Source organism: Chryseobacterium angstadtii, from assembly GCF_001045465.1.
Classification (GTDB): domain Bacteria; phylum Bacteroidota; class Bacteroidia; order Flavobacteriales; family Weeksellaceae; genus Chryseobacterium; species Chryseobacterium angstadtii.
In genome coordinates this window covers 182,572-197,926 of the sequence record NZ_LFND01000004.1, presented here as the reverse complement: position 1 = coordinate 197,926, position 15,355 = coordinate 182,572, and the positions used below count along the sequence as shown (strand labels likewise).

The following is a 15,355-nucleotide window of genomic DNA, read 5'->3' as shown; positions in this document are numbered from 1 at the left end:
GAATATGCTAAAATATAAATAAATTTGATATATCTATAATGAAATCATGCTTTTTTAAACGAATGTTTATAAATAACAGGATTTTATATTATGAAGCCAGGAAAGTGGAAGGTTTTTATAGGTTGCAGGTGGTGGATAGTAGGTTGCAGTAGATAGGGCAATTGTCAATTTTGCTTCGCAAGCGAATAGTGAATTTTATGTTTTTAGATGCAAGAGCCAAGATGTCAGATAATGGTGGCTTCGAGAACCTCAGCCACCAGATGGTAATCCTTTATGATATGAGATGCCAGATGTCAGGTGTCAAAAATCACTGGCGGTGGCTGAGGTTCTCGAAGCCACAAGCTACCGACCTCCATTTACCCTAAAACCCTCTCACGCTCTCACACTCAAACGCTCTCACCCCGAATCCCGAAACTCAAGACCCCGCACCCCTAATAACTCATCTCCACAATCTTATAAGCATCCTGAGGTGTAAGTTTTTTGTACTCACCCAGACCGGACCATTTTCTGTCTGTAAAAGCTTTTTCCACTCTTTCAGCAGTACCTTTACAGTCTTCTGTATATTCAGAAAGTTTGGTTTTAATATCCAGGCTGTGGAAGAATTCCTCCATTTTTTTGATACCCAATTCTGCTTTTTCGTCTATGCTTCCTTCTTTGATTCCCCAGACTCTTTCAGCATATTGGGCCAGTTTACCTTTCTTTGTCTCAAAATTATAACGATAGTGGGAAGGGGCAATTACGGCTAAAGTTCTCGCATGATCAATTCCGAAATAAGCGGTAAGCTCATGTCCCATTGCATGTACAGCCCAGTCTGTGATCACTCCTTTTTGGATAAGGCCGTTCAGAGCCATGGTACAGCACCACATAAAATTGCCGGCAGCATCATAATTAAAATCATCAGTAAGTACTTTAGGTGCGGTCTCCTGAAGACTGATCAGGATACTCTCTGCAATTCTTTCCTGAAGATCGGCTGAAGAAGGTGCCGTCATATACTGTTCCAGAACATGTGTGTAGGCATCAGTGATTCCGTTTACGATCTGGTTTTTAGGAATGGTACGGATTACTTCCGGATCCAGTACTGAAAATTGTGGGAAAAGCCCAGGTCCTCCCGAAGACAGTTTCTCATTGGTTTCTCTTCTCGAGATTACATAGCCGGAATTCATTTCCGAACCTGTTGCAGGAAGCGTCAGAATACTTCCGAATGGCATTCCTTCTCCTTCAAATGTTCTTACGGAGTTTCTAAGGATATCCCACGGTTCGCCATTATAGTTGGCTGCTGCGGAAAGAAATTTTGTACCGTCAATGACAGATCCTCCTCCTACGGCAAGCAGATAATTAATATTGTTTTCTTTGATAAAATCTAAAGCCTTGATCAGTACTTCATACTCCGGGTTTGCAGGAACACCTCCGAATTCGTACAGATCGTGATCTTTTAAAGCTTCTTTCACCTGATCGTAAACACCATTGCTCTTGATGCTTCCTCCTCCGTAAATCATTAATATTTTAGCATCTTTCGGAACTTCCTTAGAAATTTTGGCGATTTCACCTTTTCCGAAAAGTATTTTTGTTGGGTTTTTAAATTCGAAATTAAGCATTGTTCTAAATTTATTTAGTTCAAATGTACGTAAAGCAATATGAAAACTGAGTTAATGAAATTTTAAAATTCCTATCATTGTGTTTTATAATACCAATTTAGGGAGGGGCAAGAATCAAGAATCAAGAATCAAGAACCAAGAGACAAGAATCAAGAGGTAAGATATCAGATGTCAGACACTGAATCATTAACTCTACAGTATACAACCATCAACTAGCAACTAGCCTTTAGCGTCTATTTGGAAGCAGTCTGAATGGAAGTACTGCAATTCTCACCTTTAAAATAAACACCCTTGTTTTTTGATTCCAGTCTACCGTTTTTTCTGTTGATTTTAATGAAATAAGATTCTTTAATCTCCGGACAGCCTTTTGATTTTGAAAGATAGAGTTCAATAAAGCTGTCTTCAATTGTATAAGAACTGCCCAGTTTATTGGTTGTGTCTACGGAAAACCCATAGGTCTGGGCTATTAAAATGGCTTCAGGAAGATTATCAACCGTACCTATGAAATCTCTCAGCTGTTTTTCACTGGAAAAATAGACTGATCTTTCTTTTTTACAGGCCAGAATATAGGAAAAACATCGGTTACCCATACATTTCTGGAAAAAACCTTTTTCGGGAAGAGGCTCATTAATGGTCATAAAATCCGGCATCTGGCTTTCGTAGATCACAGCCTTTTCAGGATCGGGGTCATTGGTAAGCACTCTCCAGTAGCCGTAATCCTTATCCGGAACAATGAAAGGGTAGAGGAGTTCAGTATTGTCAAGGATTTCCGGAATCTTCCTGTAATCATCAGGAACCGTAATCTGCGCAAAAGACAGATTGGACAGGATCAGGAAAACGGTGAAGAAGATTTTCATAAAGAAGGTGCTTTCCGGCAAATTTACGAAAATGAATGAAGACTTATTTTTTATCCTTTAAATAATTAGCCGCATTGGTATTGTTGGGGTTGAGTTTCAAAGATTTCTTGTAATTAGCAACGGCTTCTTCCTTTCTTCCCAGCATATCTAATATTTCACCATAGCTGTCAAAAACATTAGAGCTGTTGGGAAATAATACCGTATTCAATTGAAAAACAGCCAGTGCTTCATTTTTGAGATTACGACCCACCAGCTGATAGCCCCATGAATTGATCTCATCCTCAGATACCGTGAAATTTTTGATCTGCTTTTTGATTTTCTGATAAATTGCACCTACATTTTGATAACCTTCTGCTTTCGTTTGTAAATACAGCATTTTCATGTAAGGGCTGAGTCCAAAACCATTTTCAGCTTTCATATCAGGAATGTGGTATCCCGCAATTTCATCAATGAACCATTCTGGATTTGCTCCCTGCAGGTTGGTTAAAACAATAATGGATAGATGATCCTGAGGATAGACAAACAAGGCAGAACGCATACCTCCCACCGGAGCAGCGGCAGGATGTTCAGGTCTTACAACAGTAGGCCATCCTAAGGCGTAACCATTGGTGAGTTTATTGAAACCGCCTATATTGCCGTTATTGAGCTTTACGGTCGTGAAGAGCTCTTTGATGCTTTTTTCATCCTGAAGCAGTTTCCCGGTCTGTAAAGCTAGAAGCCATTTGCTTAAATCTTCGGCTGAGGATAGAATTCCCGTAGCGGTTCGGAAAAAGAGTGGGAAAGTGGCAAAAGCATTGTGAAGTTTTCCATCATTAATCCATTGGCCATCGTTATTGATAATTGTGGAATAGGCACCTGCATTATTCTCGATAATATCGTTGGAATCTCCAAATCGGGTCACAAGCAGTTGGCATGGTTTGAATTGATTGTCTTCAATAAATTTTGTGAAATGAATTCCGCTTAACTGTGTAATTATTTTTCCTAAAATATAATATCCGGTTTGGTTATAGCTGAATTTTTCACCGGGTGTAAATTCGATAGGAAGTGTTTTAACTATTTCCCAGTTCTTACTTTCTATACCTTCTCCCAACACCTGTTCTTTTTCATCAATATTATTCGGAAGGCCGGATGTATTGCTTAAAAGCTGTTTAATGGTTATTTTTTTCCAGTTTTCAGGAATATCGGTGAGGTATTTGGAAATCACGTCATCTGTCTTTAGTTTTCGCTGTTCCTGCAACTGCATGATGGCAACACCAACGAATGCTTTTGTCATTGAGTTGATCGAAAACACGCTATTGTTCTTTGTTGCAGCCTGATGTTCAATATTAGCCAGTCCATAGCTGCTGAGTTGATCAATTTTGTCATTTCTGATGATTGCTAATTGAAGCCCAGGAATCTTCAGTTCCTGCATTTTATGTCTGATAAAAGTATCAATGCTGTCAGAACGCTTTTGTGCAGTATAATCCTTAGGGAAGATAACAGCAATAGTGAGTAGAAAAGAATTCAATAAAGTTTTCATAAGAACATTTGATATAAGACATTGTAAGATAGCTTTTTATTACATGGTTTATATCGTTTTTTCTTATTTTAATTGAATGTTTGAAAGAGTGATGAGTTATTTAGTTTCGGGTTTCGGGAGAGAGAGTTTGAGCGTGAGAGGGTTTTAGGGTAAATGAGGTTGGAAGAGGTTGTCGGTTGCTGGCTGTACACTGTAGAGTTAATGATTCAGTGTCTGACATCTGATATTTTGTATCATAAAGGGGCGCTATCTGGTAGAGGCTCTCGAAGCCACCACTGTCTGATATCTGACATCTTGTTAATATCAAATCTCAACTACTGCAGTATAATTTTATAATATCCCTTTTCATCCGTTACATCAATACCTACACCGGTGAATGTTATTTTATTGATCTGAAAACCATCACAGCCTCCTTTAAATTCTGATGAATGTATTGAAAAATCAAAACCTCTGACATTAGAAGAGAAAACATAATTTTTTGTACCATTATAAGCACCTACATTTTCTAAGATGATCATATCGTCGGATGTTCTGGTTAATTGTACCCCAACCTGATTTTCATCCTTGACCGAGTAAACACTCATCGTTCCGTTGGTGATTAGATTTTTATCATCAGGGTCAACGAATTTAAAAGCTATCGTTTGAGGAGCATTATAGCAATCTTCACCGCAGCCTGTGAAAAGAAAAGCCATTAAAAAGAAGATAAATATTTGTTTCATAGGATATTGATTAAGTTTTGTGATAAGTAAATTTAATCAATAAACTGTTGTATTCAAAATTATTATAAACCGGAATTGTTGTAACGGGCTCTGAATATTTTTAAAGCCTGTGCCAGCTGATCATCCATATTATCGAAACCATCTATATTAGCTTGTGTTTTAAAGATAAATGGTTAAAAAAAATAGTAAAATAATTTTTTCTGTGACATAGTTTTTTTGTCATTTGTCAATTCATTTAAAACCAAAATCCATTACATTTGTTATATGATACACGACCAACGAGCAGAAAAATTCAGGCAGATCGTGGAGAATAAATTCCAGATCTACAATTCATTATTTATGAGCCTGCCTTATGATAAAATGACCAATATCGGGATGCTTCTTCCCTTCCTGTACGAGGAAAGCCGAAATGGCTATGAGGATGGAAAAACCCCTGAAGAAATTGTAGAAGAGTTTTTTAAAAACCATACAGATCTTCAAACTGAGGAGCAGAAACTTGAGCTGCTTTTCAAAATCATTCAGTACATCGAAAGACAGGTGGTTCTGTTTGACAGTATTGAAGATGCTGCATTTCCCAATCTGCATTCGGAAAGCGACAGTGGAACGGTAACGAATCTTTTTGAACGTTCATTACAGGATCATAAACTTGAAAAAGTCCGCGAAAAACTGAAGGATTTTACGGTAAAAGTTGTATTTACAGCACACCCGACTCAGTTTTATCCAAGTTCGGTACAGAGAATTATTCAGGATTTGAGAGGAGCTATTACAAGCGATTCCGTTACACAGATAGATATGCTTCTGCAGCAGCTAGGGAAAACGCCTTTTGTCAACAAAGAAAAGCCAACGCCGATTGATGAGGCATTGAGTATTATTTCTTATCTAAGATATGTTTATTACGACACCATAGGAGAACTGTTTACCAAAATTAAAAAGACTTTTGGAAACGGTCATTTCCATCTCCATGAAGATATTATTCAGCTGGGCTTCTGGCCGGGCGGAGACCGCGATGGAAACCCGTTTGTGACCGCTGATGTTACAAAAAGAGTAGCAGAAGAGCTTCGTTCAGCCATCCTGAAGTCTTATTACAGCCATTTGAAATTCATCAGAAGAAGACTAAGTTTCCGAGGAGTTTCTGAAGTTTTGACACAGCTGAGCGATGAGCTGTACGGAGCGATATTTAACGGAAAACTAATTACAGCAGAAGATATTCTGAAAAAAGCAGATGAAGCGGAAAAAATTCTGGTGAATGAGCACAATTCCCTGTTTCTGGATCTTCTGGCGAATTTCAGAGATCGTGTGAAGATTTTCGGAACCCACTTTGCCACATTGGATGTTCGTCAGGACAGCAGGATTCATCAGAAAGTGATTGATGAGGTTTTTGCTAAAATAGGAACGGATAAGGAAGCTTCGGAAGAGGAAAAATTCAATACTCTGATTCAGCTTAATAAAAAAGTTGATGCAGATCAGTTTGAGGATATTGTAAAAGATACTTTATTAACGGTTTCTCAGGTTGCTGAAATCCAGAACTTGAACGGGCAAAGAGGAATGAACCGCTATATTATTTCTAATTCCGATGCCGTAAAAGATGTTATGAATGTCTATGCATTTTTCAAAATCTGCGGTTATCAGGATGAAGAAATTAAGATGGATATTGTTCCCCTTTTTGAAACTATGGAGGGGCTTGCGAATGCTGAACATGTAATGAACGAGCTTTATCAGAACCCTGTGTACAAAAAGCATCTTGAGAGAAGAGGAAATCAGCAGACGATCATGCTCGGTTTTTCAGACGGAACAAAAGACGGTGGATATTTGAAAGCGAACTGGGAAATTTATAAGGCTAAAGAGGTCTTAACTAAACTTTCCGTTCAGAATGGAATAAAAGTAGTATTTTTTGACGGCAGAGGCGGTCCTCCGGCTAGAGGAGGCGGAAAAACCCACGACTTCTATGCTTCACAGGGAAATACAATCGCCAACAATAAAATTGAGTTAACCATTCAGGGACAAACGATAACCAGCATTTTCGGAAATAAAGAACAGGCCAAATACAATTTTGAACAGCTTCTGACCGCCGGAGTGGAAAATGATGTGTTTAAAAATGCCAAAAAAGACCTTACGGAAAAAGAAAGGCAACTGATTATTGAGCTGGCAGAGATCAGTTATAAAAAATATTCAGATCTGAAAGCCCACCCGATGTTTGTTCCTTATCTTCAGGAAATGAGTACGCTGGAATATTATGGCAAAACCAATATCGGAAGCCGCCCGTCCAAAAGAGGGAATGGAAGCGAACTGAAATTTGAAGATCTTAGAGCGATTCCGTTTGTGGGATCGTGGTCACAGTTGAAGCAGAATGTTCCCGGATTTTTCGGATTCGGATATGCAATGCAGCAGATGAAAGAACAGGGCAGGATGGAGGAAGTAAAAGAACTGTACAAAGGTTCGGATTTCTTCAAAACACTGGTGCTGAATTCTATGATGAGTATGAATAAATCTTACTTTCCGCTGACCTATTATATTAAAAACAACCCGAAATTCGGAGCTTTCTGGAATGTGCTTTTTGATGAATATAAACTTTCAAGAGATATTATGCTTGAGCTTACCGGATTCAAAATGCTTCAGGAAGAAGATCCGCTGTCCAGAAAATCGGTGAAGATCCGTGAGAAGATTGTACTTCCGCTGTTAAGTATTCAGCAGTATGCATTGATGAAGATCCAGAAGGGAGAAGGGAATAAGGAGGCTTATGAAAAGCTGGTTACCAGATCGTTATTTGGAAATATTAATGCGAGTAGAAATTCGGCATAATGCCTGAGTTTTGAAGCGGAAAGATGGAAGTTATTAAGAACGACTAAAGTAAAATAGCAAAACTATCCTTGTCAAGGTTCAAAACCTTGACAAGGATTTAGGGATAAGAAAAACGCCTCTCACACGAGAGGCGCTTTTTTATTTAAATACCAATGGTCACAATAATTTGTAGGATAATTTTAGATTTTGGCTGAAGCCATTTGCACGGTTTTTCATTAGTAAACGGGCTAAAGCCCGTTCCTATTGATGTAAATTGATATAAAATATAATACCATCGGGATCTCAATACATTATTCCTTTAAGAATTTTTCATAAAAAACTTGGTCCTTCATCTGAATTTTCAGATAATAAGTTCCTTTTGGAAAATCTTCCACTTTTACAGACTTCTGACCGTTATTTTTTCTGATCAGTTTTCCTAAATTGTCATAGACCTCAAGAGATGAGATATCTCCCTCCGAAGCTACATTTAAAATATTTTTAACCGGATTCGGGAAGATGGCAAATTTTTCTTTTTTCACGATCTCCGAAGTATTGAGTACCTGATTGTAAGTGCTTCCGAAATTGAGGATACCGTAACCCATTTGGCTCGTATTATTAGGATAAAGCGAGGCTTTTTGTCTTAGTTTTGTTCTCATCTGCTCTCTGTTCATAGTAGGAAAAGCCTGGATAAGACAAGCGACGCCACCTGCAGCAATAGGTGTGGCGATGGAAGTTCCGTTTACCGAAGTTACTGTGTTGTTGGTTGTTGTGGCGGAGGCTGTTCCTCTTGCGCTGGCATCCGGTTTTATCGCTCCTGCAGAATTAGGTCCGTAAGATGAAAAGCCTGAAGAATTTCCTGTGGAGTCTACCGAGCCTATCGTAAATACTTTGGCATTATCAGCTGGGGTTGTCAGGTAGTGCCAGGTTTGCAATCCTGCGTTTCCTGCGGCAGCGAGAACGAAAATGCCTTTATTGGTGGCTATTTCGGCGGCCCTTGCAATGAAGGAAGTGGTTCCGTTCATATTGGCATAAGTATAATTGTACCGAGTGTCGTCAAAAGTATTGTAGCCAAGAGAAGCTGTGATGATATCTACCCCTTTTCTGTCTGCCTCTTCAGCGGCTTCTATCCAGTATAGTTCCTCTTCCGGAATCTCGCCCACGGCATTTTCGCTTCGGTAGAGATAGAAATCAGCATCAGGGGCGGAGCCTACAAAAGTATCCTCGATGTAGCCTCCAATGGCTCCCAGAACGGCAGATCCGTGATTGCTAATCGATGTACTGTATACATTGTTTGTTTTGGTTACAAAATCATAAACGGCTTTGATTTGGTTATTGTTGCGCATTCTTTGAAAGGCAGAACCTGTATCTACATTGGGAAATCCGGCATCTATAACAGCAATGGAAATTCCGGTTCCTGTAAATCCTGCCAGGTGAAGCGGCCTTAGATTAATCTGATCGATCTGAGCAGAACCTGAACCATAATCGAATACAGTTAGCGTCTTTTGGCTTTCTGAAGAAGAATTCAATTTGTCCTGATGAGCTGTTTTGGGAACGGTAGCCGTATTTTTTGCGAAACTTTCCACAGAAGATACATAAGGTTGTGCCTGCAAAGTGTTTATCTGTGCAGGAGTTGCATTTACAGCAGCTCCGTTCAGCCATTTGGAATAATCGGTAACGGTAAAACCAAGATTTTGGAGATTCTGAATATAAGACTGTTCGATGGGAGCGTCCTGATCATTCAATGAAATACCCAGCGAAGTCCTTCTGTTAATGGATTTTTGGGATAATTCAGACTGCGGATTGGCATAAAAAGCAGCTTTGTTCGGTTTGTCCGTAAAATATACAAAAACCAGCTGTGTCTGTGCATTGATGGCAGAGTAACTCGCTAAAAAACAAAAGAGTAAAAGTTTTTTCATAAAGTTATTTTCTATAAAGATAAAACAAAATCAATAAAATTTTTGATAGGATTTTAAATTCCTTATTTTTACACAAATATTTATTTATGAAAAAAATTCAGATGGTTGACTTGCAAAGTCAGTATTACAAAATAAAGAATGATGTAGACAATGCAGTTTTGAATGTAATGGATTCTGCGGCTTTTATCAACGGCCCTGAAGTAAAGTCTTTCCAGAATGAATTGGAATCTTATTTAGATGTAAAGCATGTGATCCCGTGTGCCAACGGAACGGATGCTTTACAGATCGCGCTGATGGCTTTAGACCTGAAAGAAGGTGACGAAGTGATTACGGCCGATTTTACTTTTGCCGCTACAGTAGAAGTTATTCATTTACTTAAACTGAAATCAGTGCTGGTAGATGTAGATTACGATACATTCACAATCTCTACGGAAGAAATTAAAAAAGCGATTACGCCAAGAACCAAGGCGATCATTCCTGTACACATTTTCGGACAGTGTGCCAATATGGAGGAAATCCTTAAAATTGCAGAAGAGCACAATCTGTTTGTGATTGAAGACAATGCTCAGGCCATAGGTTCAGAGTATACATTCTCAGACGGAACGCAGAAATTTGCCGGAACAATGGCGACTGTGGGAACTACTTCATTTTTCCCTTCTAAAAACTTAGGCTGCTATGGCGACGGAGGTGCAATCACCACTAACAATGATGAGCTAGCGCACCGTTTAAGAGGAATTGTGAACCACGGAATGTATGAGAGATATTACCATGATGAGGTAGGAGTGAATTCAAGACTGGACAGCATTCAAGCGGCAGTTTTAAGAAAAAAGCTTCCTCACCTGGATTCTTACAACGAAGCAAGAAGAAAAGCTGCAGATTATTATGATGAAGCTTTTGCAGGAGTTGCAGATATCCTTACCCCGAAAAGATCAGAAAATTCTACCCACGTATTCCACCAGTATACGCTGAGAATTCTGAACGGAAAGCGTAATGAGCTTCAGAAGTTCCTTACAGAAAAAGACATTCCTGCAATGATTTACTATCCTGTAGCACTGAGAAAGCAGAAAGCATATTATCAGGAAAGCAATGATGCAGATTTTGTGAATACAGACAAGCTTCTTGATCAGGTAATTTCCCTGCCGATGCATACTGAATTAGACGAAGAGCAGCTAAAGTATATTACGGATGCGGTGCTTGAGTTTATGAAGTAGGATGAAAAGGAGAGTTTTTAAGTACAAAATAGTTTATTGGCTTTCGATTTTAATTAATTTAATTTTTTCAGCCTTATTTTGGTTTGCAACTGTTAACAGAATAATTACAAATTCATTTTTAACCAAAAGAGATTTTATTTATTCATTATCTATAGTTATTTTAGCCATATTATCGACTATTGGTTTAGTTTCTTTGATTATAAAAAATAAACGATCAATTAGAATCTTTTCATATACTTTGATTCTGCTAATGGCAACATTTACATTGGGTGTTTTAGAATCAATTTTTATTAGTGGAAATTTTGGAAACGATATAAATGATTATGTTTTATCACCAATTTTATATCTAATGATGATTGGAATATTGATTTTGATACAAAAATCTAAAGACAATTCAATGTTTTTAGAAATCGAAGAAATAGGAAGACACACAGATTAAAAAAATATTATAAAAAAATGGCAATACTTGTTACGGGCGGGCTTGGATACATAGGATCCCACACAGTAGTGGAACTTCTTAACGATGGTTTTGAAGTGGTTATTGTAGACGATTTATCCAACTCAGAAAGATTTATTTTAAAGAATATTGAAGAGATTACAGGCAAAAAACCGTTTTTTTATCCTTTCGATCTAAGACGCAGAGAACTTCTTACTCAGGTTTTTGATGCCCATAAAATTGAAGGATGTATCAATTTTGCAGCTTCCAAAGCAGTAGGAGAGAGCCAGGTAAAGCCTGTGGATTATTACGAAAATAATTTATTCACGCTTATTAATATTCTTCAGGAATTTAAAGAAAGAGGAATCTCTAATTTTATTTTCAGCTCTTCCTGTACAGTCTACGGGCAGGCAGAAACAATGCCGATTGATGAAAATACACCGCTGAAAGTTCCGGAAAGTGTTTACGGAAGAACCAAGCAGATGGGAGAGCAGATCTTAACCGATTTTGCAAAAGCTTACGGCAGAAGGATTTCTCTTTTGAGATATTTTAACCCGATTGGTGCGCATCCTTCCGGGATATTGGGTGAGCTTCCGATAGGAGTTCCCAACAATCTTGTTCCTTACGTAATGCAAACTGCGGCAGGAATCCGTGAGAAACTGAATATTTGGGGCGATGATTATGATACGGAAGACGGAACACCGGTTCGTGACTATATTTATGTTGTGGATCTTGCCAAAGCTCATGTAAAGGCCCTGAAAAAGCTGATGCAGAGCCCGGATGAAACCGTAATTGATATTTTTAATCTGGGAACAGGTAAAGGAGTATCCGTTCTGGAAGTGGTAAAAGCTTTTGAAACGGCCAATGATGTAAAAGTTCCTTATAAGATCTGCGCAAGGAGAGAAGGAGATATTACCATAGCTTATGCCAATGCAGATAAAGCTGAAAAAGAACTTCATTGGAAGTCTGAGACCCCATTGGAAGAATCTTTGAGAACAGTCTGGAAATGGCAGATGTATCTGGAATCACAAACCGTTTAAAGAATAATTTAAAAAAACGACATAAGACAAATTACAAAATCAACCTCCCGCAACTACCGGATTCCCTTTTAAAAGACGGTCTTGCAGTGGAATTTTAACAGACATTAATATGAAAACGCAAAAAATAGGTATTACATTTTCCTCATTTGATCTCCTGCATGCAGGACACATCAAAATGCTTGAAGAAGCAAAAACAGTGTGCGATTATTTAATTGTAGGGCTTCAGATAGATCCGTCTCACGACCGTCCGAATAAGAATAAGCCAAGCCAGACCATTGTAGAAAGATACATCCAGCTGAAAGCCGTAAATGCTGTAGACGAGATCATTCCTTACTACACAGAAGAAGATCTGCAGGACATCTTAAAATCCTTTGTGATTGATGTAAGAATCATTGGGGATGATTATATGGACCGAGATTTTACCGGAAAAAAATATTGCGAAGAGAAAGGAATTGAGATCTTTTACAACAAAAGAGACCACAGATTTTCTACCAGCGATCTCAGAAGAAGAATCTATGAAGCTGAAAAAGATAAAGTAGAACAGACTGAAACTGTAAAATAAAAAAAATCCCGAAAACATATTTTCGGGATTTTTTTGTGTATTACATCGGACCTTGCTGGTCGTCGCCTGCTGCGTTGGAATTGATGTCTTTTTTCTTTTTAGGCTGCTCTACCTTCTCACCTTGCTTGAATCTGTAAGTCAAGGAAACTGAGAACTGTCTCGGCTGCCACTGCATATAAGAATCTCTTACGCTATTTGCCGTATAAGTTGTAGATCTCATTGCTCTGGTATTGAAGATATCCTGAATGTTAAAAGCTAAAGTTCCGTCACCTTTCCAAATTGTTTTGGAGGCTCCAAAGTTGATCGCATACATATCTTTTCTATCCTGATAAGCCGTTTTCTGGCCTCCTCTGTAGAATCCCTGTAGCTGCAGACTGAATGTTTTATCAACTTTAATTGTTGAAGAAAGTCTTGCTCTTGTTGAGAAACCTTTACCGTTAAAATCGGCAACAGCCTGGATTGGATTACCGTTCTTATCAAAAGTGTCATATAAAGTGCTTCCTTTTGTATTGTAGCCGAACAGGTCTACATTTCCTAAGAATTTCAGCCAGCTTGTTGCATCCCAGTTGAAGTTTAAATCCAAACCGAAACGGTCGTCTGTACCTAAGTTAATAGGTTTTGTATGAGAGACAATACGCTCACGTTGATTGAGATCCGTATCAAGATATGTTTCTTTCAGGTTGAATACCAACATCTTTGTATCATCAGTCTGATGTCTGTAGTATAGCGTAGGGTTAATCGTAAATTTCTTTTTTGAAATGCTGTATCCGAATTCAAAAGAGTCTACATAAGATGGATTAAGGTCAATATTTCCGTCAAAAATATTCTGGTTATCACTGTAACTAGGATTAGGAATCATAAAGAATGATCTTGGACGGTCAATTCTTCTGGTGTAGTTCACCAATAACTGATTGTCCTTTGCGAATTCATAGCTTAAATAAACACTTGGGAATAAATTGTTGTAATTTTTATTCGTAACAATCGCTGGTTTACTCGGATCAAGGTTTCTGTAATTAATATCTACATTAGATAATTCATCTCTTACCCCTACCTGATACCCTAATTTTCCGATTTTACTTTTGAACTGTAAATAAAAAGCGTTGAAAGTCTCTTTATAGGTAGCATCATAAGTATACGGTTTAAGGAAGTCCAGAGTAGGAGCGGCAACCGTACTTTGTCTTACATCATTATTATAGTCATTCGTATTGATATCTATTCTGTAACCTGCTTCTAATTTTGAATTTTCACCGATAGGTAATTCATAATCAGCTTTACCGATAACGGACTTGTTAACCGTATTTTGATTAACTATATTTTTAAGTAAGAACGTGTCATTCTGGGTCTCATCAATATTGGTGTCATTGTATGATCTGCTTCTTTGCAAGCTTAATGATAAAGATAGATTCTGACCTTTGTCATCAAATTTATGATCTAATCCGAAATCTCCCTGGAAAGCCAGGTTATTATTCGTTCCGAAAGTGGTTCTGTTGGAAAAACCATTAGGATCGGTCAGATAAGAATATTTATAATCAATATTTCCAAAATTCTCACTGTCAAAAGTTCTTACCGTTCCTGATGCGTTTACGGATGTTTTTTCAGAAATATCATAAACAATCCCGGCAGAAGCATTATAATTATTATTCTTGCTCTTTGTTTCAGAGTTCTGATTTCTTGTTACTAAATCATCACTTTTTACTGCATTAGTGAAATAATCATCAGATCTGTTGGTATTTTTGGATTCTCTGTAGCCGCCTCCGCCATTCAGAAACCAGGTGAAGTTTCCTTTTCTCCAGTTAAGGTTGGCATTAAGATTCGTTTGAGGAAGATATCCTAAAGTTCCGATAACACTGCCGTTGAAACCGGTCTTCTTGCTTTTCTTTAAAATAATATTCAAAATACCCGCGGTACCGCTTGCCTCAAACTTAGAAGAAGGGTTGGTGATCACCTCAATTCTGTCAATCTGGTCAGCCGGAATACTCTGAAGCGCGTTGGCGCCATCATCTATCCCAAGAAGAGCAGACGGTTTTCCGTTGATCAGAAACCTTACATTGGAACTCCCTCTCATAGACACAGTACCGTCTGTATCCACAGAAACTGAAGGAACATTGGAAAGCACATCCTGAAGGTTTCCTCCTTTACTTACAATATCCTGAGAAGGGTCGTAGGTTCTCTTGTCGAGCTCTACTTTATAGGGTTTTGTAGCCGCAGCAGTGATGACTACTCCCTGGATTTCATTGGTTTTGCCATCCAGACTCGTTGCCGCTTCCGGTTGTATGGATAAAGCACCGATGTTTCCGGGACCTGCAATATTTTTAGTGATAGTACTCTTCTTGTAGTCGATGGCTTCTACTGTAATATCATAATTTCCGGGTGTAAGATCCAGTTTGTAGAGTCCTTTTTCATCCGTTAAAACAGCATCGCTCAATGCCTTGTTGGCTTTGTTGGTGAAAGTCACCGAAGCATAAGGAACCGGCTGGTTGCTTTTATTGACGATCATTCCTGTGATCCCTGCTTTTTCCTGGGCAAAAGCCATGGCAGCAGCAGAAAGTACAAAAGTAAGCGCCAGCGTTTTTTTTGTGAAAATGTTGACAATTTCCGTCTGATTCATAAGGTAGTTTTTGTGTAAAATCGTGAAGGTATAACCTGTAATATTATGAAATCGTTAATTGGGTTGATTTTCAAAATATTACAATTTATGTATTATTTATAAAGGTATAAGTCG

11 protein-coding genes are annotated in these 15,355 nt (G+C 38.3%); 5 read left to right on the top strand and 6 right to left on the bottom strand.

From position 1 onward, the window contains the following. Nucleotides 1-431: 431 nt before the first annotated feature. From ACM46_RS14240 to ACM46_RS14225, 4 genes are all read right to left on the bottom strand, one after another. Nucleotides 432-1,595 carry an iron-containing alcohol dehydrogenase gene (locus ACM46_RS14240; protein WP_048507344.1) on the bottom strand — a complete coding sequence of 388 codons (1,164 nt, stop codon included), beginning with the start codon at nt 1,593-1,595 and terminating at the stop codon, nt 432-434. Nucleotides 1,596-1,828: 233 nt separating this feature from the next. Beyond that, nucleotides 1,829-2,452 (bottom strand): hypothetical protein, encoded by a 624-nt coding sequence (locus tag ACM46_RS14235; protein ID WP_048507343.1) that lies wholly within the window; start codon nt 2,450-2,452, stop codon nt 1,829-1,831. 43 nt (nt 2,453-2,495) lie between these two features. Beyond that, nucleotides 2,496-3,971, bottom strand: coding sequence for a serine hydrolase (locus tag ACM46_RS14230; protein ID WP_048507342.1), 1,476 nt, complete (start codon nt 3,969-3,971; stop codon nt 2,496-2,498). Nucleotides 3,972-4,285: 314 nt separating this feature from the next. After that, on the bottom strand, nt 4,286-4,690 hold the full coding sequence (locus ACM46_RS14225) for a putative periplasmic lipoprotein (protein ID WP_131707596.1): 405 nt from the start codon (nt 4,688-4,690) through the stop codon (nt 4,286-4,288). 264 nt (nt 4,691-4,954) lie between these two features. Between ACM46_RS14225 and ACM46_RS14220 the strand changes: the two genes are divergently transcribed. Next, complete coding sequence (locus tag ACM46_RS14220) at nt 4,955-7,489, top strand: phosphoenolpyruvate carboxylase (RefSeq protein ID WP_048507340.1); 2,535 nt, start codon at nt 4,955-4,957, stop codon at nt 7,487-7,489. 290 nt (nt 7,490-7,779) lie between these two features. On the opposite strand, the gene ACM46_RS14215 is transcribed toward ACM46_RS14220, so the two are convergent. Next, a complete protein-coding gene (locus ACM46_RS14215; protein WP_048507339.1) occupies nt 7,780-9,384 on the bottom strand; it encodes a S8 family peptidase in 1,605 nt (534 codons plus the stop codon). 86 nt (nt 9,385-9,470) lie between these two features. Here ACM46_RS14215 and ACM46_RS14210 point away from each other — a divergent pair, with 86 nt between their 5' ends. From ACM46_RS14210 to ACM46_RS14195, 4 genes are all read left to right on the top strand, one after another. Beyond that, nucleotides 9,471-10,595 (top strand): DegT/DnrJ/EryC1/StrS family aminotransferase, encoded by a 1,125-nt coding sequence (locus ACM46_RS14210; RefSeq protein WP_048507338.1) that lies wholly within the window; start codon nt 9,471-9,473, stop codon nt 10,593-10,595. Between the two features lies 1 nt (nt 10,596). Then, complete coding sequence (locus ACM46_RS14205; RefSeq protein WP_048507337.1) at nt 10,597-11,034, top strand: hypothetical protein; 438 nt, start codon at nt 10,597-10,599, stop codon at nt 11,032-11,034. Between the two features lie 17 nt (nt 11,035-11,051). Beyond that, the gene (gene galE / locus ACM46_RS14200; protein WP_048507336.1) at nt 11,052-12,071 is read left to right on the top strand and encodes a UDP-glucose 4-epimerase GalE; all 1,020 of its coding nucleotides are present in this window, start codon (nt 11,052-11,054) and stop codon (nt 12,069-12,071) included. 109 nt (nt 12,072-12,180) lie between these two features. Beyond that, nucleotides 12,181-12,633 (top strand): adenylyltransferase/cytidyltransferase family protein, encoded by a 453-nt coding sequence (locus ACM46_RS14195; RefSeq protein ID WP_048507335.1) that lies wholly within the window; start codon nt 12,181-12,183, stop codon nt 12,631-12,633. Between the two features lie 40 nt (nt 12,634-12,673). Here the strand turns inward: ACM46_RS14195 and ACM46_RS14190 are convergent, their stop codons facing one another. Next, nucleotides 12,674-15,241 (bottom strand): TonB-dependent receptor domain-containing protein, encoded by a 2,568-nt coding sequence (locus ACM46_RS14190; protein WP_048507334.1) that lies wholly within the window; start codon nt 15,239-15,241, stop codon nt 12,674-12,676. Nucleotides 15,242-15,355: the final 114 nt, after the last annotated feature.

Coding starts and splice junctions, on each gene's coding strand:
- ACM46_RS14220 (WP_048507340.1), top strand. CDS start 4,955: ATGATACACGACCAACGAGCAGAAAAATTCAGGCAGATCGTGGAGAAT.
- galE (WP_048507336.1), top strand. CDS start 11,052: ATGGCAATACTTGTTACGGGCGGGCTTGGATACATAGGATCCCACACA.
- ACM46_RS14235 (WP_048507343.1), bottom strand. CDS start 2,452: ATGAAAATCTTCTTCACCGTTTTCCTGATCCTGTCCAATCTGTCTTTT.
- ACM46_RS14205 (WP_048507337.1), top strand. CDS start 10,597: ATGAAAAGGAGAGTTTTTAAGTACAAAATAGTTTATTGGCTTTCGATT.
- ACM46_RS14240 (WP_048507344.1), bottom strand. CDS start 1,595: ATGCTTAATTTCGAATTTAAAAACCCAACAAAAATACTTTTCGGAAAA.
- ACM46_RS14195 (WP_048507335.1), top strand. CDS start 12,181: ATGAAAACGCAAAAAATAGGTATTACATTTTCCTCATTTGATCTCCTG.
- ACM46_RS14225 (WP_131707596.1), bottom strand. CDS start 4,690: ATGAAACAAATATTTATCTTCTTTTTAATGGCTTTTCTTTTCACAGGC.
- ACM46_RS14230 (WP_048507342.1), bottom strand. CDS start 3,971: ATGAAAACTTTATTGAATTCTTTTCTACTCACTATTGCTGTTATCTTC.
- ACM46_RS14210 (WP_048507338.1), top strand. CDS start 9,471: ATGAAAAAAATTCAGATGGTTGACTTGCAAAGTCAGTATTACAAAATA.
- ACM46_RS14215 (WP_048507339.1), bottom strand. CDS start 9,384: ATGAAAAAACTTTTACTCTTTTGTTTTTTAGCGAGTTACTCTGCCATC.
- ACM46_RS14190 (WP_048507334.1), bottom strand. CDS start 15,241: ATGAATCAGACGGAAATTGTCAACATTTTCACAAAAAAAACGCTGGCG.